This window comes from Pseudomonas sp. lyk4-R2A-8 (assembly GCF_030209095.1).
Lineage (GTDB): Bacteria > Pseudomonadota > Gammaproteobacteria > Pseudomonadales > Pseudomonadaceae > Aquipseudomonas > Aquipseudomonas quebecensis.
The window spans coordinates 35,741-56,322 of sequence record NZ_JARVSS010000016.1 but is presented as its reverse complement, the minus strand read 5'-3'; the positions used below and the strand labels follow the sequence as shown (position 1 = coordinate 56,322).

The window sequence follows — 20,582 nt, the reverse complement described above, 5'->3', positions numbered from 1 at the left end:
AATGCCACAACTTCAACCAGGCATGGCGCGCATCCGGGTCAAGGACCTGTGCCTGCGCACCTATATCGGCATCAATGAGGACGAAATCCTCAACAAGCAGGACGTGCTGATCAACCTGACCATCCTGTATGCGGCCCAGGAAGCGGTGCGCGACAATGACATCGACCATGCCTTGAACTACCGCACCATCACCAAGGCAATCATTGCCCACGTCGAGGGCAACCGCTTTGCCCTGCTCGAGCGCCTGACCCAGGAACTGCTGGACCTGGTGATGAGCAACGAATCGGTGTTGTACGCCGAGGTCGAAGTGGACAAGCCCCATGCGCTGCGCTTTGCCGAATCGGTGTCGATAACATTAGCTGCAAGCCGCTAGCTACAAGCTGCAGGCTAAAAGGCCAACCCTATTCCAACTTGCAGCTTGAAGCTTACCCGCTTGAAGCTGCCTCGAAGAGCCCCCTATGAACGATCAACAACGCCTCGAACTCGAAGCCGCCGCCTTCCGCCGCTTGGTAGCGCACCTGGACAGCCGCAAGGATGTGCAGAATATCGACCTGATGAACCTCGCCGGCTTCTGCCGCAACTGCCTGTCCAAGTGGTACAAGGCCGAGGCCGATGAGCGCCAGATCGAGCTAAGCCTCGATGACGCCCGTGAAGTGGTGTACGGCATGCCGTACGCCGAGTGGAAAGCTCAATACCAGAAAGAAGCCAGCGCCGAACAACAGGCGGCGTTCGCCAAAGGAAACTCCCATGACTGATCTCAATACCCTGCGCGCCAGCTTGAACAGCGGCGAGCACGTTTTTGCCGATACCCTGGCGTTCGTCGCGGCCGGTTACGATTACCAGCCGCAGGCCTTCACCAATGGCGAGGTAGAAAATGCTGCCGGGCAGAACGAAGGCTCGTGCAAAACCGTGGGTTTGGCATTGCTGGAAGGCTTGAGCGACCAGCAAGCGCTGCTGGCGTTTGGGGAGCACTACCGCTCGGTGCTGGCGACGTCTGAGGGCAGTGACCATGCCAATATTCGCGCGTTGATTACCCATGGGTTGGCAGGCGTGAAATTTGCCGCACAACCCCTGACCCGCAAATCCTGAGTCAGTTGCAGGTGAAAATGAGTTAGCTTGCCCCCGATAGCGGTATGTCAGTCACCGATGCATTGACCGAACCACTGCCATTGGGCAAGTCTCTCCCACCTCTAAATGGCCCCCATAAAAAAACCGGCCTCGCAGCCGGTTTTCTTATTTCAACGGTTTAGAACGCAGCATCCTTCAAACCGTCGAGGTAACGCTCGGCATCCAGAGCCGCCATGCAACCGGCGCCGGCCGAGGTGATGGCCTGGCGGTACACGTGGTCGGCCACATCGCCGGCAGCAAAGATGCCTTCGATGTTGGTCGCGGTGGCATTGCCTTCACGACCGCCCTTCACCACCAGGTAACCGTCCTTGGCTTCCAGCACGCCTTCGAACAGCGAGGTGTTCGGGGTGTGGCCGATAGCGATGAACACACCGTCGACTTTCAGCTCATCGAAGCTGCCGTCGTTGTTTTTCAAGCGAGCACCGGTCACGCCCATGTTGTCGCCCAGGACTTCGTCCAGGGTGGCGTTGAGCTTGAGGATGATCTTGCCTTCGGCGACACGGGCGTGCAGCTTGTCGATCAGGATCTTCTCGGCGCGGAACGTCTCGCGGCGGTGGACCAGGGTCACAGTGCTGGCGATGTTGGCCAGGTACAGCGCCTCCTCCACGGCAGTGTTGCCGCCACCGACCACGGCGACCGGCTTGTTGCGGTAGAAGAAACCGTCACAGGTGGCGCAGGCGGACACGCCCTTGCCCATGAACGCTTCTTCCGACGGCAGGCCCAGGTAGCGGGCGCTGGCGCCGGTAGCAATGATCAGCGCGTCACAGGTGTACACGCCGCTGTCGCCGGTCAGGCTGTAAGGTTTCTTGGAGAAGTCGACTTTGTTGATGTGATCAAACACGATCTCGGTTTCAAAGCGCTCGGCGTGCTCTTTCATACGTTCCATCAACGCCGGGCCGGTCAGACCGTGGACATCGCCAGGCCAGTTGTCGACTTCGGTGGTGGTGGTCAGCTGACCGCCCGCCTGCATGCCGGTGATCAGCAACGGCTTGAGGTTGGCACGGGCGGCATAGACGGCAGCGCTGTAACCGGCAGGGCCGGAACCGAGAATAATCACTCGCGAATGACGGGTATCAGACATGACTCGCTCCTATCGACCGCCCGGACAACAAGACGGCTGGAATAAAAAAGGACCGCGAAGCACTTGGGGAAGGCTTGAACTCGCGGATCCTGAAAAATAATGGGTGCAGCGTATAGAGGGGGGCAAGATTAAGGAAATACGCAATAACAATCCAGCTCATAGGCGGTCTCTATGCAGTCGACACCCTTGATCGACGCCTTTGTTACCTATGATGTCGTCACACTGACCGTGCTTTCGCCATGCCGGTAAAGCCGGTAAGGTCGGCGCGTTCGTCATTCTGCTCGGAGTACCTCATGCCCGCCCCTGCTCTTTCCGGCCCGCAATACCTGCGAGAAGGCCTCAAATTGGTGCTGAGCCCCGGCCTGCGGCTGTTTGTGCTGCTGCCGCTGGCGATCAACCTCGTGCTGTTCGTCGGGCTGATTTATTTTGCCGGCCATCAGTTCAGCCTGTGGGTCGACCAGTTGATGCCGACCCTGCCCGGCTGGCTGAGTTTTCTCAATTACCTGCTGTGGCCGCTGTTTGTGGTGCTGGTTGTGCTGATGGTGTTTTTCACCTTCACCCTGCTCGCCAACATCATCGCAGCGCCGTTCAATGGTTTCCTGGCGGAAAAGGTCGAAGTGGTGGTGCGTGGCACCGATGACTTCCCGCCGTTCAGCTGGAGCGAGCTGGTCGCCATGATCCCCCGCACCCTGGCCCGGGAAATGCGCAAGCTGGGCTACTTCCTGCCACGCGCCATCGGCCTGTTTATTCTGTCGTTTATCCCGGTGGTCAACTTGATTGCCGCGCCGCTGTGGCTGTTGTTCGGCGTGTGGATGATGGCGATCCAGTACATCGACTACCCGGCGGACAACCACAAACTGGGCTGGAACGAAATGCTCGCCTGGCTGCGTCAGAAGCGCTGGCAGAGCTTGAGCTTCGGCGGCGTCGTCTACCTGGTGCTGCTGGTGCCGGTGGTCAATTTGCTGATGATGCCGGCGGCGGTGGCCGGCGCCACGTTATTCTGGGTGCGTGAACAAGGCGCCGAAACGATGGTGCGCCAAGCAAAAGTGACCCGGTCATAAATCCATCATACCGATGACACATTGACGACATGGCCCACAGCGAGACTGGGGGTCATGACGACAGCTTCGCTTCACATCACCCTGATTACCGAAACCTTCCCGCCAGAGATCAACGGGGTGGCCAATACCCTTGGCCGCCTGTGTGATGGCTTGCGCGCCCGCGGCCATCTAATCGAGCTGGTGCGTCCGCGACAGGGCGTTGATCAGAGCCGTCCCAGCGACGACCAATTGCTGCTGTGCCGCGGCTGGCCTCTGCCCGGCTATCCGGGTTTGCAGTGGGGTCAGTCGTCGATGCACAAGTTGCTGCGACGCTGGACGCGCCAACGCCCTGATGTGCTGTACATCGCCACGGAAGGCCCGCTGGGGCTGTCGGCGCTGCGGGCCGCGCGGCGCCTGGGGATCAGTGTGGTGAGCGGCTTCCACACCAATTTCCAGCAGTACTCGAACCAGTACGGTCTGAGCCTGTTGAGCCGGATGGTCACGCACTACCTGCGCTGGTTTCATAACCGCTCTGACTTGACGCTGGTGCCCAGTGCCAGCCAACGCCTGGAGCTGGAGCGCCGGCATTTCGAACGCCTGGGCATGTTGTCGCGCGGGGTCGACAGCCAGCTGTTCCACCCTGCCAAGCGCGACAATGCCCTGCGGGAAAGCTGGGGGCTGGCCAATGATGACGTGGCGGTGCTGCACGTCGGTCGGTTGGCCCAGGAAAAAAACCTGGGCCTGCTCAAGCGCTGTTTTGAGTCATTGCGCGCAACTTATCCACAGCGCCGACTGAAATTGATCATCGTCGGCGATGGCCCGCAACGGGCCCAGTTGGAGCGCGATCTTCCCGACGCGATCTTTTGCGGCAGCCAGCGCGGAGAAAGCCTGGCACAGCATTACGCGTGCGGCGACCTGTTCCTGTTTCCCAGCCTGACCGAAACCTTCGGCAATGTGGTGCTGGAGGCCATGGCCTCTGGCTTGGGCGTAGTGGCATACGACCAGGCGGCCGCAACCCAGCACATTCGCCACGGTTACAGCGGCGCATTGGCGATGCCAGGGGATGAAGATGCCTTTTGCGACGCGGCCAACTGGCTGCTTGAAGAAAGCGAACACTTGCGCAGGGCGCGTCTGAATGCACGCCAGCATGCCAGCCGCCAAGGCTGGCCGGCGATCATCGAGCAATTCGAGAACCAGTTACGCGATGTGTGCGGGGAGCATTTGACGGTGCCAACGCTGCCCTACGTTCGTTGAACGCTCCGCAAATGACGTAAGCCCGTTCGCCCTCCTGCCTCTGCTGCGCCTGGGTTCTGGCCTCTGCACGGGGAATCTCGCCTTGAGGCCGCACGAATCGGCGCACCACAACAGGATATTTCTGGAACGGTGTGCGAATCAGCGCCACCTAGATGACACCTGCCATCCGATGGTGTTTCCCAGCGGAACACGCTCGAACCAGGCAGGCCATCGATACTGGACATTGATAGAGAGCGCTATGTCGACACTGATAAATGGGTCATTCACGCTGCATCCTCAGCCCTCCCACACTCAAGGGGAGTTGCAGATACGCCCGTCCCCGAACGGCTCGAACCCTTCCCACGGCGCAAGCCATGGCTGGAACCGCCCGCAACCGCAACGCCCCGCCAATGCTTGGCAAACTGCGCATGACGACAGGCAACGCCCGCCCCACAACGGTGGCTATCGCCCCTACACCGTGCGCCCTGAAAACACTTGGCAGCCTGAGCACAACGGCGGGCAACGTCCACCCCACAACGGCGGCTATCGTCCCTATGCCGTGCGCCCTGAAAACACCTGGCAGCCCGAGCACAACGGCGGGCAACGCCCACCTCACAACGGTGGCTATCGCCCCTATGCCGTGCGCCCTGAAAACACCTGGCAACCAGAGCACAACGGCGGGCAACGCCCACCCCACAACGGCGGCTATCGCCCCTATGCCGTGCGCCCTGAAAACACCTGGCAACCTGAGCATAACGGCGGACAACGCCCACCCTACGACGGTGGCTATCACTTGCGGCAAGCTGACAGACCTTCACTGCATGACCACACGCCTTACTATCAAAGGGCGTATTCCAACCAACCCGACGACACTTATTGGGCTTAACCAATAAAGGCTTAACACAAGACCTTAGGCCGCAAGGCCAGTCGGCCTGACGAGAAGCGGGGGGCGGATATTCAATACCCGCCCCCCGTTTAAGACTGCCACTGACGTGATCCTCAAGCGCAGCTCTATTGAGTCCCTACACCAGTGTCGTCAACGCCTCACGACTGAACGGCAGGATGTCGCCTTCGCGCCCTTCACGCACTTTCGACGCCCAGTCCGGATCCACCAACAGTGCGCGACCCACGGCGACCAAGTCGAATTCATCGTTATTCAGACGCTCCAGCAATTTTTCCAGGCTTGCAGGTTGAGCGACCTTATCGGTATTGACCATAAACTGCAGGAACTCGCCATCCAGGCCGACGCTGCCTACGGTGATAGTCGGTTTACCGGTGAGCTGACGGGTCCAGCCGGCCAGGTTGAGATCTGAACCTTCAAACTCCGGCTCCCAGAAACGCCGAGTGGAGCAGTGGAAAATATCCACACCCGCGTCCGATAAAGGCTTGAGAAATTCACCCAATGCTTCAGGGGTGTGCACCAGCCGCGCGGTGTAGTCCTGCTGTTTCCATTGCGAAAACCGGAAGATGATCGGAAAGTCCGGGCCGACGGCTGCGCGGGTGGCCTGGATCAGTTCGATGGCAAAACGCGAGCGGTTGGCCAAGCTGCCGCCGTATTCGTCGGTGCGCTGGTTGCTGCCGTCCCAGAAGAACTGGTCCACTAAATAGCCGTGGGCACCGTGGATTTCCACGCCGTCCATGCCGATGCGCTGGGCATCTTTGGCCGCTTGGGCGAAGGCACCGATCACCTCCTTGATGTCCTGGACGGTCATGCCGTGGACAACCACATTGCCATCCTTAAGTTTTTCCATCGGCCCGTAGGCCGGCACGCTGGCGTCAGGTTCGGTGCCAAGGCGACGCACGCTGCCCACATGCCATAACTGCGGAACGATCTTGCCGCCCTCGGCGTGCACTGCATCGACCACGGTCTTCCAGCCGGCCAGGGCGGCTTCGCCGTAGAAGTGTGGGACGTTGGGGTAGCCATTGGACGCTTGATGCCCGATCACTGTGCCCTCGGTGATGATCAGGCCCACACCGGCGGCCGCGCGTCGACGGTAGTACTCGACGACCTTGGCATTGGGCACGCCACCGGGCGAGAACGAACGGGTCATTGGCGCCATGACCACGCGGGTCGACAGTTGCAGTGCACCGAGCTGGAAAGGTTTGAACAAGGCTTGGGCAGGCATGGGAGCACTCCACGAAGGTCTGAATTATGACGTGGATAATATGGGCGGCGTTGCGCGCTGAGTAGCACTATTGATCTGGGTGATTAAAGCTTAGAAATGACGGACACCTGCAGGAGCGCATTGGCGCCTGCAGGTCAGGGAATCAGGCCAAGGCTTTTTCGATGGCCTGAACGACGGTGGGATCATCCGGTGCCGTGCGCGGCGAGAAGCGCGCAAGCACGCGACCATCCTTGCCCAACAGGAATTTCTCGAAGTTCCAGGTGATATCGCCCGGAAACTCAGCGCCCTCCCCCGCGAGGATACGGTACAGCTGGTGACGCTCCGGGCCATTGGCTTCAATCTTGCTGGCCAGTGGGAAAGTCACCCCATAGTTCAGGCTGCAGAAGTCCTGGATTTCCCGTTCGGTGCCCGGCTCCTGGCCCGCAAACTGGTTGCAAGGCAGGCCGAGCACGGTGAACCCCTTGGCCTTGTATTGCTGATAAAGGTTTTCCAACGCCGCGTATTGCGGGGTTAAACCGCACTTGGATGCGACGTTGACCACCAGCACAACTTGCCCCTTGAAACGCGCCAGCGGCAGCTCTTGCCCGTCCAGAGCTTTGAGTTTCAGGTCGTGGAAAACACTCATGACGAACTCCAGATATCCCATATTCTTTGCATTGCGGCGTTTCGAGATTACAGACCGCAAGCTTGGAATCATAGACGCCGATGACAAAACTCGCCCGCCGGTTACTGAGCGGTCGGCCACGGCAAAATCGGAATGGCCGTCACCGCGTTCTGCGGGCTGCCTTCGATCAGGCGGTCGCTGTAGACCAGGTACACCAGGGTATTGCGCTTCTTGTCGAGGAAGCGCACCACCTGCATGGTTTTGAACACCAGCGAGGTGCGTTCCTTGAAGACTTCGTCGCCGTCCTTGAGTTCGCCCTTGAAGCGAATCGGCCCTACCTGGCGGCAGGCGATAGAGGCTTCGGCGCGGTCTTCGGCCAGGCCCAGCCCGCCCTTCACGCCGCCGGTCTTAGCGCGCGAGAGGTAGCAGGTCACACCGTCGACCTTGGGGTCATCGAACGCTTCGACCACGATTCGATCGTTGGGGCCGACGAACTTGAACACCGTCGACACTTGGCCGACCTCTTCGGCCGAGGCCAGCAGGGGCATGGCCATCAGCAGGCCGAGCAATCCTTTCAGTACGCGCATTGTGTATTCCTTTGGTTAAACCAGGATCAGGTTATCGCGGTGCACCAGTTCCGGTTCCGCCATGTAACCCAATAGACCGACAATCGCGTCGGACGGCTGCCCGATGATCTTCTGCGCTTCCAGGGCACTGTAATTGGCCAGACCACGGGCGATCTCGCGACCATCCGGCGCCACGCACACCACCATCTCGCCACGGCGGAAACTGCCCTGCACCAACTTGACGCCGACCGGCAGCAGGCTTTTGTTGCCTTGGGACAACGCCGAAACCGCGCCGTCGTCCAGCACCAGGGTGCCACGGGTTTGCAGATGCCCCGCCAGCCACTGCTTGCGTGCCGCCAGCATGCCGCGCTCCGGCGACAGCAGCGTGCCGATGCGTTCGCCGGCCTTGAGACGGTCCAGCACGCGCTCCAGGCGCCCACCGACAATGATCGTGTGCGCGCCGGAACGGGCGGCCAGGCGCGCGGCACGCAGCTTGGTCTGCATGCCACCGCGGCCCAGGGCGCCGCCGACGCTGCCGGCCACGGCATCGAGCGCCGGGTCGTCGGCACGCGCTTCATAAATGAGCTGCGCATCGGGGTTGTTGCGCGGGTCGGCGTCGAACATGCCGTCACGGTCGGTGAGGATCACCAGCAGGTCGGCTTCCACCAGGTTGGCCACCAGCGCGGCCAGGGTGTCGTTGTCGCCGAAGCGGATTTCGTCGGTGACCACCGTGTCGTTCTCGTTGATCACCGGGATCACCTTAAGCTCCACCAGCGCGCGCAAGGTGCTGCGGGCATTGAGGTAGCGCTTGCGGTCGGACAGGTCGTCGTGGGTCAGCAGGATCTGCGCGGTGTGGCGGCCATGCTCGGCAAAGCTCGATTCCCAGGCCTGCACCAGGCCCATCTGACCGATGGCGGCCGCGGCCTGCAGCTCGTGCATCGCGCTGGGTCGCGCGGTCCAGCCGAGGCGGCTCATCCCGGCGGCAACCGCTCCGGACGACACCAGCACCAACTCCACGCCCGCTTCATGCAAGGCCACCATTTGCTCGACCCAGACGCTCATAGCTGCGCGATCCAGACCCTTGCCATCGGCCGTCAGCAACGCACTGCCGATCTTTACGACCCAGCGCTGCGCACCTGTCACTTTGCTCCGCATCATCTTCAACCTTAGAGTGAGGGCCGCGCGACCCAGCGCCGCCCATAACGTTATTCGTGACTGCTTTAAAGACTACAGATACCAAAACGCCGCTCGAGTGAGCGGCGCTTAAGTTTACTGCAACGAATCAGTCGCGCACGTAAATGATTTCCGGACCGTCTTCGTCATCCACGTCTTCTTCGTCCCAATCATCGTCACCGATGTCATGAACCGACTTCACGCCGCTGCGACGCAGGGCACGCTGGTCGTCCAGGGCCTGCAGCTGGGCGCGGGCCTCGTCTTCGATGCGCTGGTCGAGTTCGGCCAGTTCGGCTTTGAACACCGGATCGGCGGCCAGGCGGTCGGCACGGTCTTCCAGGTAGCGCATGATGTCGCGCGTCAGGCGCTCGGTGCCTTCTTTGGCAATGGCCGAGATCACGTAGACGGGACCTTCCCACTCCAGGCGGTCGACGATTTCCTTGACGCGCTCTTCATGCTCTTCTTCGAGAATCTGGTCGCACTTGTTCAGTACCAGCCAACGATCACGCTCGGCCAGCGACGGGCTGAATTTGGTCAGCTCGCTGACGATCACTTCGGCGGCGTCCGGTGCGCTGGTGTCATCCAGCGGCGCCATGTCGACGAGGTGCAGCAGCAAACGGGTGCGGGACAAGTGCTTGAGGAAGCGGATACCCAGGCCCGCGCCGTCGGAAGCGCCTTCGATCAAGCCGGGAATGTCGGCGATTACGAAGCTTTTCCAGCGATCGACGCTGACCACGCCCAGATTGGGTACCAGGGTGGTGAACGGATAGTCGGCAACTTTCGGCTTGGCGGCCGATACCGAACGGATAAAGGTGCTCTTGCCGGCGTTCGGCAGGCCCAGCAGGCCCACATCCGCCAGCACTTTCATTTCCAGCTTGAGGTCGCGCTGCTCGCCCGGCTTGCCCGGCGTGGTCTGACGCGGCGCACGATTGGTACTGGACTTGAATCGGGTGTTCCCCAGACCGTGCCAGCCGCCCTGCACGACCATCAGCTTCTGGCCGGCCTTGGTCAGGTCGCCGATCACTTCCTGGGTCGCGGAATCGATGATCGTGGTGCCGACCGGTACGCGCAGGACCAGATCTTCACCTTTCTTACCGGTGCAGTCAGTGCTGCCACCGTTGGAGCCGCGCTCGGCATCGAAGTGCCGTGTATAGCGGTAGTCGACCAGGGTGTTGAGGTTTTCGTCGGCCATCATGTAGATGGAACCGCCGTCACCGCCGTCGCCACCGTTGGGGCCACCGTTTTCGATGAATTTTTCGCGACGGAAACTCATGCAACCGTTACCGCCGTCGCCTGCTTTTACTCGGATGGAAACTTCATCAACGAACTTCATAACAAAACGCCTCTCGTCGCATGGACGAGCTTAAGAAACCAAGACATAAGACTCTTGCAAAAATGAGCGCAGCGACCTCAAGCAACATCCGCAAAATCCGCTGCTTTTGCCCATCACAAACAGCTTTGCAAGAGACTCATTCCACAAACGAAAAAGCCCCGTCGCAAGACAGGGCTTTTCCAGCGATCGCGCGATTAAGCGGCGACAACGCTCACGTAACGGCGGTTGAACGCGCCTTTTACTTCAAACTTGATCACGCCTTCGATTTTCGCGAAGAGGGTGTGATCTTTACCCATGCCAACACCGTAACCGGCGTGGAATTGGGTGCCGCGCTGACGCACGATGATGTTGCCCGGAATGATTTTCTGGCCGCCATACATCTTCACGCCAAGGCGTTTGGCTTCTGAGTCGCGACCGTTACGGGTACTACCACCAGCTTTTTTGTGTGCCATGAGTCAATTCTCCTAGTGAGGAATTAGGCTGAAATTAAGCCTGAATACCGGTGATTTTGATCTCGGTGTACCACTGGCGGTGGCCCATACGCTTCATGTGGTGCTTACGACGACGGAACTTGATGATGCGGACTTTATCGTGACGACCTTGGGAGATCACTTCAGCCACAACGGTAGCGCCAGCAACAACTGGAGCGCCAATGTTCACGTCATCGCCATTGGCGACCAACAGAACGCGATCAAAGGTAACGGATTCGCCGGTAGCGATTTCCAGTTTTTCGATCTTCAGGTATTCACCTGGGGCGACCTTGTATTGCTTGCCACCAGTAACAATTACTGCGTACGACATGGTATTTCTCCGATAATCCTGCTCACCCAGCGCTTTATAAGAAGAGGTATTGGCTGGCATGGCTGCATGGGATGGACGTCCCGAATGCAATTGCGTAAGGCAGGTGCTGCCCAGGAAGTTCAGGGTGCGCGATTGTACGCAAGGTAAATAGGTGTTGCAAGTGGCCGTCCATCGCGCCTTGACACTCGGGGGCCTGGGTCCTAGCATGCCGCGCAACCCTTCTGGAGCGACTGTCGCTGATGCAACCCCAAGCTTTCTACCGCGCGGTCGCGGACGATTTTAGCGCCGTCGACGGCATCATCAAGCAGCAGCTCACATCTAAAGTGCCGCTGGTCTCCAAAATTGGCGACTACATTACGTCGGCGGGTGGCAAACGCCTGCGTCCTTTATTAGTGTTGCTGTGCGGCAAGGCCCTGGGCCGCGAAGGCGACGATCTGCGCCTGCTGGCTGCCACGATTGAATTCCTGCATACCGCGACCCTGCTGCATGACGACGTGGTCGACATGTCCGGCATGCGCCGTGGCCGCGAAACCGCCAATGCCATGTGGGGCAACGCGCCCAGTGTGCTGGTGGGTGATTTCCTGTATTCGCGCTCGTTCGAAATGATGGTCGAGCTGGGCTCGATGCCGGTCATGAAGATCCTGTCGCAAGCCACGCGCATCATCGCCGAAGGCGAAGTGCTGCAGTTGTCCAAGGTACGTGACGCCAGCACCACCGAAGAAACCTATATGGAAGTGATTCGCGGCAAAACCGCGATGCTCTTCGAAGCCTCCACCCATAGTGCCGCCGCGCTGTGTGGCGCGACCGCCGAACAGGCCGAAGCCCTGCGCACCTTCGGTGATCACCTGGGCGTGGCATTCCAATTGGTGGACGACCTGCTCGACTACCGTGGCGACGCCGAAACCCTGGGCAAGAACGTCGGCGACGACCTGGCCGAAGGCAAGCCGACCCTGCCGCTGATCTACACCATGCGCGAAGGCACGCCGGAACAGGCTGCGCTGGTGCGCAAGGCGATTCAGAAAGGTGGGATCGAAGACCTGGAAAGCATCCGTGCGGCCGTCGAGGCCTCGGGCTCGCTGGACTACACCGCGCAACTGGCCCGTGACTACGTGGCCCGTGCAATCAAATGCCTGGAAGCCCTCCCGGCCAGCGAATACAGGGACGCCCTGGTTGAGCTGAGTGAGTTTGCGGTGGCACGCACGCACTAAATCACATTGATGCGGGAGGAGCGTACCTCCTCCCACATTTAGATTTCATTCAACCTGCAAGACCGTAAATCCCTATACAATGTGCGACTTTAGCCATCCTGACCTTTAAGGAGCGCAAGTGAGCACTTTGCCACCCTGCCCGAAATGCAATTCCGAATACACCTACGAAGACGGCACCCAACTGGTCTGCCCGGAATGCGCCCATGAATGGTCCGCTAACGGTGAGACCGAAGCGGCCGGCGATGAAACCGTGAAGAAAGACTCCGTGGGTAACGTGCTGCAGGACGGCGACACCATCACCGTGATCAAAGACCTCAAGGTCAAGGGCACCTCCCTGGTGGTGAAAGTCGGTACCAAGGTGAAAAACATCCGCCTGTGCGACGGCGACCACGATATCGATTGCAAGATCGACGGTATCGGCCCGATGAAACTCAAATCCGAGTTCGTGCGCAAAGTCTGAATATGCTGCTTCCATCCCGCGCCCGTCGCGGGATGGCGTTTCGCCCTCTGCGTTGATCAAACGCAACACCCCTTCAGAAAAAACCAAAAACCGCCAATAGGCACTTGCTATTCAGCGAATAAGAATTATTCTCATTGAAACCCATCAAGGAGAATTGACCATGACTTATTTGATAGACGCCTGGCTGGATCGCCCACACCCTTACCTGCGAATCCTGCATCGGGAAACCGGCGAAGTCTGTGCAGTGCTTGAAGAAGAAGCATTGAGTGAACTGCAGGACCAGGGTGACCTGGACGTCAATGGCCTGAGTTCGAGCGAACCCGGTGTGCTGAAGGAGGTGGTGCGTAATTTGTTTCTGTTCTGCTATGCCCGAGCGTTGCGCCCGGCCACGGAAATCAATGGCAAGTTTCATCCATGAGCCATGCTGAAGAACCCTGTAGGAGCGGGCTGGCTCGCCCCTACAGGTAATCAGCAGCAGGTCTTACAGAACGTCGAGCAGCTCGACGTCGAACACCAGAACGCTGTGTGGCGGGATGCTGCCAACGCCTTGAGCGCCGTAAGCCAACTCGCTCGGCACGTACAGGCGCCATTTGCTGCCGGCATTCATCAGTTGCAGGGCTTCGGTCCAACCGGCGATCACGCCACCTACCGGGAATTCGGCTGGCTGGCCACGCTCGTAGGAGCTGTCGAACACAGTGCCGTCGATCAGGGTGCCGTGGTAGTGGGTACGCACCTGGTCTTCACGGGTCGGCTTGGCGCCGTCGCCCTGAGTCAGCACTTCAAACTGCAGACCGGAAGCCAGGGTGGTGATGCCCTCGCGCTTGGCGTTTTCAGCCAGGAAAGCCAGGCCGGCACCGGCTGCGGCTTCAGCCTTGGCAGCGGCTTCGGCTTGCATGATTTCGCGGATCACCTTGAAGCTGGCGGCCATTTGTTCCTGGTCAACACGGCTTGGCTTACCCGCAAAAGCGTCGGTCAGGCCGGCCAGGATCGCGTCCAGGCTCACGCCCGGCGGCGGGTTGTCGCGCAGTTGGTCGCCCAACTGACGGCCGATACCGTAGCTGACGCGGGTTTCGTCGGTGGACAGATTAACTTCGGACATGAATAGGCTCCGCTGTAGGACGGTACTGAAAACACTGTCTCCCGCACCGCCCAAAACTAAAAGGGCCCGCAGACTAGCACAGAATATGTGCCCCCGATGAGCCTTCTCGGAGTACCGATATGGCGCCGCAGGTCGCTGTACAAGAGTGTGCGCCGGGGTTTTACGAATAAACGTTTCAGATTCTCGTCCGCCTGCCGATACAGGTCTACTCACCTTGGCTGGCTCAAACAACAACACCGTCCAGCAGACAAATCACTTTTGCGGAGCATTCGATGAACAGCTGGTTCGGTAACATCAGCGTCAACCTCAAACTCGGCCTGGGCTTCGGCCTGGTGCTGGTCCTCACCTCGATCCTGGCCCTCACCGGCTGGACCAGCCTCGGCAGCCTGATCGATCGCAGTAACTGGATGAGCGATATCACCCAGCTCAACGCGTCGCTGACCAAACTGCGCATCGTGCGTTTGCAGTACATGCTGGCCAACGGCGACGAAGCCGTGGCGCAGAACGTACAGACCAGCCTGGATGCGTTCGCCGCACAACAGCAGAAGCTGCTGGACAGTTTCAAGAGCCCGGAAAACGTCAAGCTGCTGACCGACCAGAAGGCCGTGATCACCGCCTATCAGCAGTCCCTGAACAAAATGCGTGAGGCTTACCGCAACGGCAACGCGTCGCGCCAGGTCATGGGCGACAAGGCCGACATCGCCAACGCTCAGATCGAGGCCCTGGACACCAGTGTGCAGCAGATGCCGGACAGCCCGGAACGCTTCACCCAGTTCCAGGCATTGACCAATGCCAAGCAGGAATTCCAGTTGGCCCGCTACGAAGTGCGTGGCTACACCAACAACGTCAACCCTGACACCGAAGCCCGCGCCGCGGCACAAATCGAGAAAGCCATCAACGGCTTGAAAGGTTTGAGCGCCGTGTTCGGCAGCAGCCAGCAAAGCGCACTGACCGCGCTTGAAACCGCCCTGAATGCCTATCGCAACGCCGTGCAGAACTATAAGGCTGCCAACGCCAACATCGTCGCCGCCCGGGCCGAGATGACCACCCAGGGAGCCGATATCGTCACCATCAGCGACAAGCTCTACGATATTCAGCTTGACCGCCGCGACGCCGAAAGCGCCCAGGCCCGTAGCCTGCAGTTGATCAGCACCTTGCTGGCACTGCTGGTCGGCATCATCGCCGCGCTGGTGATTACCCGCCAGATCACCCGTCCGATCCAGGACACCCTGGCCGTGGTGGAGCGCATTGCCTCCGGCGATCTGAGCCACAACATTCAGGTCACCCGCCGCGACGAGTTGGGCGTTCTGCAACAAGGCATCCAGCGCATGGGCACCACTTTGCGCGAACTGATCAGCGGGATTCGTGATGGCGTGACTCAAATCGCCAGCGCCGCCGAAGAGTTGTCGGCCGTGACCGAGCAGACCAGCGCCGGCGTGAACAGCCAGAAAATCGAAACCGACCAGGTCGCCACCGCGATGCATGAAATGACCGCCACCGTGCAGGAAGTGGCGCGCAATGCCGAACAGGCTTCCCAGGCTGCGTCCGACGCCGATGGCCAGGCCCGTGAAGGCGACAAGGTGGTGGCCGAGGCCATCGCTCAGATCGAGCGGCTCGCCGCTGAAGTGGCGCGCTCCACCGACGCCATGACGCATCTGCAGCAAGAGAGCAACAAGATCGGCAGCGTGATGGATGTGATCAAGGCCGTGGCCGAACAGACCAACCTGCTGGCTCTCAACGCAGCGATCGAAGCGGCACGTGCAGGTGAAGCCGGCCGTGGCTTTGCCGTCGTGGCGGACGAAGTGCGCGGCCTGGCCCAGCGCACGCAGAAATCCACCGAAGAAATCGAAGGCCTGGTCGCCGGCTTGCAGAACGGCACCCAGCAAGTGGCCAACGTGATGAACAACAGCCGCAGCCTCACCGACAGCAGCGTGGAACTGACCCGCAAGGCCGGCGTGTCGCTGGAGAACATCACCCGGACGGTGTCCAACATCCAGTCGATGAACCAGCAGATCGCCGCTGCCGCCGAAGAGCAGAGCGCCGTGGCCGAAGAGATCAGCCGCAGCATCGTCAACGTGCGCGATGTGTCGGAACAGACCGCCAGCGCCAGTGAAGAGACCGCCAAATCCAGCGTGGAACTGGCCCGACTGGGCAGCCAGTTGCAGCAGATGGTAAGCCACTTCCGGGTGTAGGAAAGCAAAAAGCCGCCTCGGCATACACCGAGGCGGCTCCGCTTTTCAGACCTTAGCGGTCATCGAAGCTGTCCCAAATCGGCAGTCAAAACCAACCGATTCATTGCAAAATTTTGCCGCCGTTTTTGTACATAAACAAACCAGGCCGAGCGTGGTCAGGGCTTGCACGAAAGGATAGTCGCCATTAATATCGGCAGGGTGGGTCAGCGCTTTCAGTGAGCTCGCAATCCCAGCCACTAACTGGGATCGCAAAAAAACCGTCTTAACCAAGACGGTTTTTTATTGCCCGCGATTTACCGCTCAGCCCTCGCCCTCCTCCACAAACACCAGCCGATTCCCGAACGGATCCTTGATGCTCATCTCCCGCGAGCCCCACGGAGTTTCCTCAACGTCCGGCTTGGCGTAACGATAATCCTTGGCCAGCAATTGCCGTTGGTACCCGTCCACGCCTTGCGCCTGAATGCGCACGGCGGCGCCCGGCGACGCATCGCCATGGTGCTCGGACAAATGCAGCACGCACTCGCCCAAAGACACCTGCAGGTACACCGGATAATTGGCCTCGAAACGGTGCTGCCAATCCACCTTGAAACCCAGGAAGTCGACGTAGAATTCCAAGGTTTTGGCTTCGTCGAAAATTCGCAGGATGGGGGTGACTTTTCCTAAGTGCATGGCGATCGCTCCGTGTGTGAAGGCGCCCACTATAAAGACCAAAACCCACCGCGCAAATCCCCGCTGCGCGCCAGGAAGCGGCCCGGCCGTTCACCGTTGGCGTGCCCATTGTGGTAGCTCAACACTCCGTTGACCCATACCCCCTCGATGCCTTTCGCCGCCCGCTGCGGTGCCTTGAAGTCCGCGACGTCACGCACTCGCAAGGGGTCTAACAACACCAGATCGGCCCAGTGCCCTTCACGGATTTCACCGCGCTCCGACAAGCCAAACCGCGCCGCCGACAAGCCGGTCATTTTGTGCACCGCCGTGTGCAGCGGGAACAACCCCACATCCCGGCTGAAATGTCCTAGCACCCGTGGGAACGCGCCCCACAGGCGCGGGTGCGGGAACGGGTCTTCCGGCAACCCGTCGGAGCCCACCATCGACAACGGATGCGCAAGGATGCGCCGCACATCCGCCTCGTCCATGCCGTAGTACACCGCCCCCGCCGGTTGCAGGCGACGGGCCGCGTCGAGCAGGGAAACGTCCCACTCGGCCGCAATGTCCTGCAAGTCGCGCCCGCCCATGGAGGGGTACGGCGTCGACCAGGTGATGGTGATGGGGAAGGCATCGGTGACTTGCTTGAGGTCCAGCGTCGAGGAACTGGCCGCATAGGGGTAGCAATCACAACCCACCGGGTGGGTTTTCGCGGCCAGTTCCAAGGACGCCAGCAACTGCGGACTACGCCCCCAGTTACCCGCGCCGGCACATTTGAGGTGGGAAATGATCACCGGCGCCTGGGCATGCCGGCCGATCAGGAACGCTTCGTCCATGGCCTCCAGCACCGGCTCGAATTCGCTGCGCAAATGGGTGGTGTACACCGCGCCGAAAGCGGTCAGCTCTTCGCTCAGTTGCAGCACTTCATCTGTCTCGGCGTTGAACGCACTGGCGTAGGCCAAACCGGTGGACAAACCCAGGGCGCCCGCCTCAAGGCTTTCCTTCAACTGCGCGCGCATGGCCGTTATTTCTGCCTGGGTGGCCGTGCGGTAGAGGTCGTCCAAGTGGTTGCTGCGCAGCGCCGTATGGCCGATCAACGCAGCAACGTTGACCGCCGGGTGGGCGTTTTCCACCGCTTGGCGGTAGTCGGCAAAGCGCGGGTAGGCAAAGGCATCACGCCGCCCCAGCAGGTTCATCGGGTCCGGCGGATCGCCACGCAGGCTGACCGGCGCCGCGCTGATACCGCAGTTGCCGACGATCACCGTGGTCACACCCTGACTGAGTTTGGGCAGCATCTGCGGCTGGCGTATCACCACTGTGTCGTCGTGGGTGTGCACGTCGATAAAGCCCGGCGCCAGCACCCGGCCACTGGCCTCGATTGTTTGCGCGGCCGAGCCGCTCGACAGCTCGCCGATGGCCTCAATACGCCCCGCACGCACGCCTACATCGGCGACATATCCCGGGGTGTTGCTGCCATCGATAATCAGAGCCTGGCGAATCAACGTGTCGTACTTCATTTCAATCTCCGAGCGGCAAGGCATCGGGGCCGCCGCGGTAGTCGTCCAGGGCCAGCTTGATGCGGCGCAGGCGTTCCTGGTTATCGTCCGGCATGGCCAGCGCCAGCTCGGTGGCGAGCAGGTCGATGGCCAGCAGCATGCCGTAGCGCGCCGCCGTGGGTTTGTAGATAAAACTGGTTTCGGCCGGTTGCAGCGGTAGCACCACGTCGGCCAGGCGCGCCAACGGTGAGTCGGCGAGCGTGAGGGCGATAACGCGTGCGTCGTAGTTGCGCGCCAGTTCCACCACGTCGAGCAACTCGGGCGTCAGGCCGGTCAGCGAGCAGACGATCAGCACGTGCTGCGGGCCCAGCGTGGCGGCGGTGACGCGCATCATCAGTGGGTCATGGCAAGCGGCAATCGGATAGCCCAGGCGCACCAGGCGCACTTGCAACTCATCGCTGCACAGGCTGGACGGGCCGCCCATGCCGAACGCATGCACCATGCGCGCCTTGCTCAACAGGCCGACCGCGTCGGCGAAACTTGCCTGATCGAAGCCCGCCAGGTGCTGGCGCAGCGTGGCTTCGATATCCCCCAGGATCTGCCGGTGAAACGCCGACTGCTCGGGTGTGCCCACCGGGTCCAGGAAGCGGCTGCCGACGCCGCTGGCCTGGGCCAGCTGCAGGCGTAGATCGCGCAAGTCGCGGCAACCGACACTGCGGGCAAAACGTGACAAGGTCGCAGTGCTGACCTCGGCGCGCTGGGACAGTGCCTCCAGACTGGCCGACGCGGCAAAGCCTACGTCGTCCAGCATCAGCCGGGCGATGCGCCCTTCGCCGGCGCTGAAGGACGCCTGGCGGGCGCGGATCTGGTAGAGGATGTCCATAAGGGCTCCGGGTCAAAGCAGGCAGGACAGACCATAGGTCAGACCGAAGGCAACCACGGAAATCAGGGTTTCCAGCACGGTCCAGGTCTTGAAGGTTTGGATCACCGTCATATTGAAGTATTCCTTGATCAGCCAGAAGCCGCCGTCGTTGACGTGGGAAAAGATCACCGAGCCCGCACCGGTGGCCAGCACCAGCAATTCCGGATGTGGATAACCCAGGCCCAGGGCCACCGGCGCCACCACACCGGAGGCAGTGGTCATGGCCACCGTGGTCGAGCCGGTAGCGATGCGCATCAGTGCGGCGAACAACCAGCCCATCACCAGCGGCGACAGGTGGAAGGCATGGGCCAGCCCCAGAATCTCGTTGGTCACGCCGGCATCCACCAGGATACGATTCAAACCGCCACCCGCCCCCACCAGCAGCGTGATGCTGGCAGTCGGCGCCAGGCATTCGTTGGTAAATTTGAGGATCGATTCGCGGTTGAAGCCTTGAGCCAGGCCCAGGGTCCAGAAACTGACCAGCGTCGCCACCAGCAGCGCAATCACCGAGTTGCCGATAAACAACAGGAACTGGTTGAACCCCGTGCCCGGCGTGGACAACACATTGGCCCAGCCGCCGATCATCATCAGCACCACTGGCAACAGAATGGTGGCCATGGTCAGGGCAAAACTCGGGAGACGGCTACGCGGCTCGCGCTCGATAAACTGGCGCTCCAGCGGGTTTTCCGCCGGCAGGTGAATACGCGGCACGATGTATTTGGCGTAGACGGGGCCGGCGATGATTGCCGTCGGAATGCCGATCAGAATCGCATACAGCACGGTCTGCCCCACCGACGCGTTGTACGCCAGCACCGCCATCATCGCCGCCGGGTGCGGCGGCACCAGCGCATGCACCACCGACAAGCCGGCGACCATCGGTAAACCAACCATCAGGATCGACACCCCCACCCGCCGCGCCACGGTAAACGCGATGGGCACCAGCAACACAAAGCCCACCTCGAAAAACAGCGGCAGCCCCACCAGAAAGGCAATGCACACCATGGCCCAGTGCGCATTGCGCTCGCCGAAGCGATGGATCAAGGTGCGCGCCACCTGCTCGGCACCGCCGGACTCGGCCATCATTTTGCCGAGCATGGTGCCCAGCGCCACCACCAGGGCGATGTGTCCCAGGGTCTTGCCGACGCCCGCCTCGTAGGAGCCCATGATGGTGTCGGCCGGCATCCCGGCCAACAGCGCCAGGCCGATAGACACCAGGGTGATGACGATAAACGGGTTGAGTCGGTAACGTGCAATCAGCACGATCAATGCAATGATGGCGATGGCAGCGTATGCCAACAGCCCAAAGCCCGGTGATGCGGCCATGCGGTACTCCTCGGAAAGGGTCACGTCGAATTGGTTGTGAAATTCATAAATCATTTCCCCACGGGATTTTCAAACTGCATGAAAGTAACTTTCGTCCACGGATAAGCGCTGTCGCCGTCGGACATGTTCGGCGCCATCGGATGAAAATCAGG

23 protein-coding genes and 1 pseudogene are annotated in these 20,582 nt (G+C 60.7%); 11 read left to right on the top strand and 13 right to left on the bottom strand.

The genetic code is table 11. The features are described from left to right. Nucleotide 1 precedes the first annotated feature (1 nt). The 3 genes from folX to QRN10_RS17055 all read left to right on the top strand — a co-directional run bounded on the left by folX (nucleotide 2) and on the right by QRN10_RS17055 (nucleotide 1,089). The gene (folX, locus tag QRN10_RS17065) at nucleotides 2-373 is read left to right on the top strand and encodes a dihydroneopterin triphosphate 2'-epimerase (RefSeq protein WP_003176029.1); all 372 of its coding nucleotides are present in this window, start codon (nucleotides 2-4) and stop codon (nucleotides 371-373) included. Nucleotides 374-458: 85 nt separating this feature from the next. Further along, the gene (locus tag QRN10_RS17060) at nucleotides 459-755 is read left to right on the top strand and encodes a DUF1244 domain-containing protein (RefSeq protein ID WP_181078777.1); all 297 of its coding nucleotides are present in this window, start codon (nucleotides 459-461) and stop codon (nucleotides 753-755) included. Further along, nucleotides 748-1,089 carry a HopJ type III effector protein gene (locus QRN10_RS17055; protein ID WP_285428752.1) on the top strand — a complete coding sequence of 114 codons (342 nt, stop codon included), beginning with the start codon at nucleotides 748-750 and terminating at the stop codon, nucleotides 1,087-1,089. Before QRN10_RS17060 ends, QRN10_RS17055 begins: the two co-directional genes overlap by 8 nt. Nucleotides 1,090-1,246: 157 nt before the next feature. Here the strand turns inward: QRN10_RS17055 and trxB are convergent, their stop codons facing one another. Continuing rightward, nucleotides 1,247-2,209, bottom strand: coding sequence for a thioredoxin-disulfide reductase (gene trxB, locus QRN10_RS17050; RefSeq protein WP_181078780.1), 963 nt, complete (start codon nucleotides 2,207-2,209; stop codon nucleotides 1,247-1,249). Between the two features lie 293 nt (nucleotides 2,210-2,502). Here trxB and cysZ point away from each other — a divergent pair, with 293 nt between their 5' ends. The 3 genes from cysZ (at nucleotide 2,503) to QRN10_RS17035 (ending at nucleotide 5,368) form a co-directional block, all read left to right on the top strand. Beyond that, a complete protein-coding gene (gene cysZ / locus QRN10_RS17045) occupies nucleotides 2,503-3,270 on the top strand; it encodes a sulfate transporter CysZ (protein WP_181078782.1) in 768 nt (255 codons plus the stop codon). 54 nt (nucleotides 3,271-3,324) lie between these two features. Then, the gene (locus tag QRN10_RS17040; protein WP_181078784.1) at nucleotides 3,325-4,503 is read left to right on the top strand and encodes a glycosyltransferase family 4 protein; all 1,179 of its coding nucleotides are present in this window, start codon (nucleotides 3,325-3,327) and stop codon (nucleotides 4,501-4,503) included. Nucleotides 4,504-4,741: 238 nt separating this feature from the next. Then, nucleotides 4,742-5,368 carry a hypothetical protein gene (locus QRN10_RS17035; RefSeq protein WP_266246730.1) on the top strand — a complete coding sequence of 209 codons (627 nt, stop codon included), beginning with the start codon at nucleotides 4,742-4,744 and terminating at the stop codon, nucleotides 5,366-5,368. Nucleotides 5,369-5,504: 136 nt separating this feature from the next. On the opposite strand, the gene QRN10_RS17030 is transcribed toward QRN10_RS17035, so the two are convergent. The 7 genes from QRN10_RS17030 to rplU all read right to left on the bottom strand — a co-directional run bounded on the left by QRN10_RS17030 (nucleotide 5,505) and on the right by rplU (nucleotide 11,085). Further along, nucleotides 5,505-6,608 carry an NADH:flavin oxidoreductase gene (locus QRN10_RS17030; protein ID WP_253509330.1) on the bottom strand — a complete coding sequence of 368 codons (1,104 nt, stop codon included), beginning with the start codon at nucleotides 6,606-6,608 and terminating at the stop codon, nucleotides 5,505-5,507. Nucleotides 6,609-6,750: 142 nt separating this feature from the next. After that, complete coding sequence (locus QRN10_RS17025) at nucleotides 6,751-7,233, bottom strand: glutathione peroxidase (protein ID WP_253509332.1); 483 nt, start codon at nucleotides 7,231-7,233, stop codon at nucleotides 6,751-6,753. Nucleotides 7,234-7,334: 101 nt separating this feature from the next. After that, entirely contained in the window at nucleotides 7,335-7,799 is a 465-nt protein-coding gene (locus tag QRN10_RS17020; protein WP_266246737.1) for a CreA family protein, read from the bottom strand. Between the two features lie 15 nt (nucleotides 7,800-7,814). Beyond that, nucleotides 7,815-8,933, bottom strand: a complete 1,119-nt coding sequence (gene proB, locus QRN10_RS17015) for a glutamate 5-kinase (protein WP_181078868.1) — start codon at nucleotides 8,931-8,933, stop codon at nucleotides 7,815-7,817. Nucleotides 8,934-9,060: 127 nt separating this feature from the next. Continuing rightward, nucleotides 9,061-10,284, bottom strand: a complete 1,224-nt coding sequence (gene cgtA, locus QRN10_RS17010) for an Obg family GTPase CgtA (protein ID WP_010206489.1) — start codon at nucleotides 10,282-10,284, stop codon at nucleotides 9,061-9,063. Between the two features lie 194 nt (nucleotides 10,285-10,478). Beyond that, nucleotides 10,479-10,736: a 50S ribosomal protein L27 gene (rpmA, locus tag QRN10_RS17005; protein WP_003176049.1), complete on the bottom strand. Its 258-nt coding sequence runs from the start codon at nucleotides 10,734-10,736 to the stop codon at nucleotides 10,479-10,481. A 34-nt stretch (nucleotides 10,737-10,770) separates the two neighbouring features. Further along, a complete protein-coding gene (rplU, locus tag QRN10_RS17000) occupies nucleotides 10,771-11,085 on the bottom strand; it encodes a 50S ribosomal protein L21 (protein ID WP_003176051.1) in 315 nt (104 codons plus the stop codon). Nucleotides 11,086-11,324: 239 nt separating this feature from the next. Here rplU and QRN10_RS16995 point away from each other — a divergent pair, with 239 nt between their 5' ends. The 3 genes from QRN10_RS16995 (at nucleotide 11,325) to QRN10_RS16985 (ending at nucleotide 13,171) form a co-directional block, all read left to right on the top strand. After that, complete coding sequence (locus QRN10_RS16995) at nucleotides 11,325-12,293, top strand: polyprenyl synthetase family protein (RefSeq protein ID WP_032885595.1); 969 nt, start codon at nucleotides 11,325-11,327, stop codon at nucleotides 12,291-12,293. A 118-nt stretch (nucleotides 12,294-12,411) separates the two neighbouring features. Then, on the top strand, nucleotides 12,412-12,753 hold the full coding sequence (locus QRN10_RS16990; RefSeq protein WP_181078794.1) for a zinc ribbon domain-containing protein YjdM: 342 nt from the start codon (nucleotides 12,412-12,414) through the stop codon (nucleotides 12,751-12,753). Nucleotides 12,754-12,913: 160 nt separating this feature from the next. Continuing rightward, complete coding sequence (locus tag QRN10_RS16985) at nucleotides 12,914-13,171, top strand: PA4570 family protein (RefSeq protein WP_181078796.1); 258 nt, start codon at nucleotides 12,914-12,916, stop codon at nucleotides 13,169-13,171. A gap of 63 nt (nucleotides 13,172-13,234) precedes the next feature. Here QRN10_RS16985 and bamJ read toward each other — a convergent pair whose 3' ends face one another. Then, nucleotides 13,235-13,852 carry a BamJ family beta-barrel-assembly machinery protein gene (bamJ, locus tag QRN10_RS16980; RefSeq protein ID WP_253509336.1) on the bottom strand — a complete coding sequence of 206 codons (618 nt, stop codon included), beginning with the start codon at nucleotides 13,850-13,852 and terminating at the stop codon, nucleotides 13,235-13,237. Between the two features lie 272 nt (nucleotides 13,853-14,124). Between bamJ and QRN10_RS25365 the strand changes: the two are divergent. Both QRN10_RS25365 and QRN10_RS25360 read left to right on the top strand, forming a co-directional pair. Next, nucleotides 14,125-15,141, top strand: a pseudogene (locus QRN10_RS25365) (methyl-accepting chemotaxis protein); the annotation flags it as partial. A gap of 39 nt (nucleotides 15,142-15,180) precedes the next feature. Continuing rightward, nucleotides 15,181-16,044, top strand: coding sequence for a methyl-accepting chemotaxis protein (locus QRN10_RS25360; RefSeq protein WP_400815138.1), 864 nt, complete (start codon nucleotides 15,181-15,183; stop codon nucleotides 16,042-16,044). Between the two features lie 300 nt (nucleotides 16,045-16,344). Here QRN10_RS25360 and QRN10_RS16970 read toward each other — a convergent pair whose 3' ends face one another. The 4 genes from QRN10_RS16970 to QRN10_RS16955 are packed head-to-tail and all read right to left on the bottom strand — an operon-like array spanning nucleotide 16,345 to nucleotide 20,430. After that, nucleotides 16,345-16,713: a glyoxalase superfamily protein gene (locus QRN10_RS16970; protein ID WP_266246742.1), complete on the bottom strand. Its 369-nt coding sequence runs from the start codon at nucleotides 16,711-16,713 to the stop codon at nucleotides 16,345-16,347. Between the two features lie 29 nt (nucleotides 16,714-16,742). Beyond that, nucleotides 16,743-18,206, bottom strand: a complete 1,464-nt coding sequence (locus QRN10_RS16965) for an N-acyl-D-amino-acid deacylase family protein (RefSeq protein ID WP_285428751.1) — start codon at nucleotides 18,204-18,206, stop codon at nucleotides 16,743-16,745. A 1-nt stretch (nucleotide 18,207) separates the two neighbouring features. Further along, nucleotides 18,208-19,068: a MurR/RpiR family transcriptional regulator gene (locus QRN10_RS16960; RefSeq protein ID WP_181078803.1), complete on the bottom strand. Its 861-nt coding sequence runs from the start codon at nucleotides 19,066-19,068 to the stop codon at nucleotides 18,208-18,210. Between the two features lie 12 nt (nucleotides 19,069-19,080). After that, entirely contained in the window at nucleotides 19,081-20,430 is a 1,350-nt protein-coding gene (locus QRN10_RS16955) for a GntT/GntP/DsdX family permease (RefSeq protein ID WP_285428750.1), read from the bottom strand. Nucleotides 20,431-20,582 lie beyond the last annotated feature (152 nt).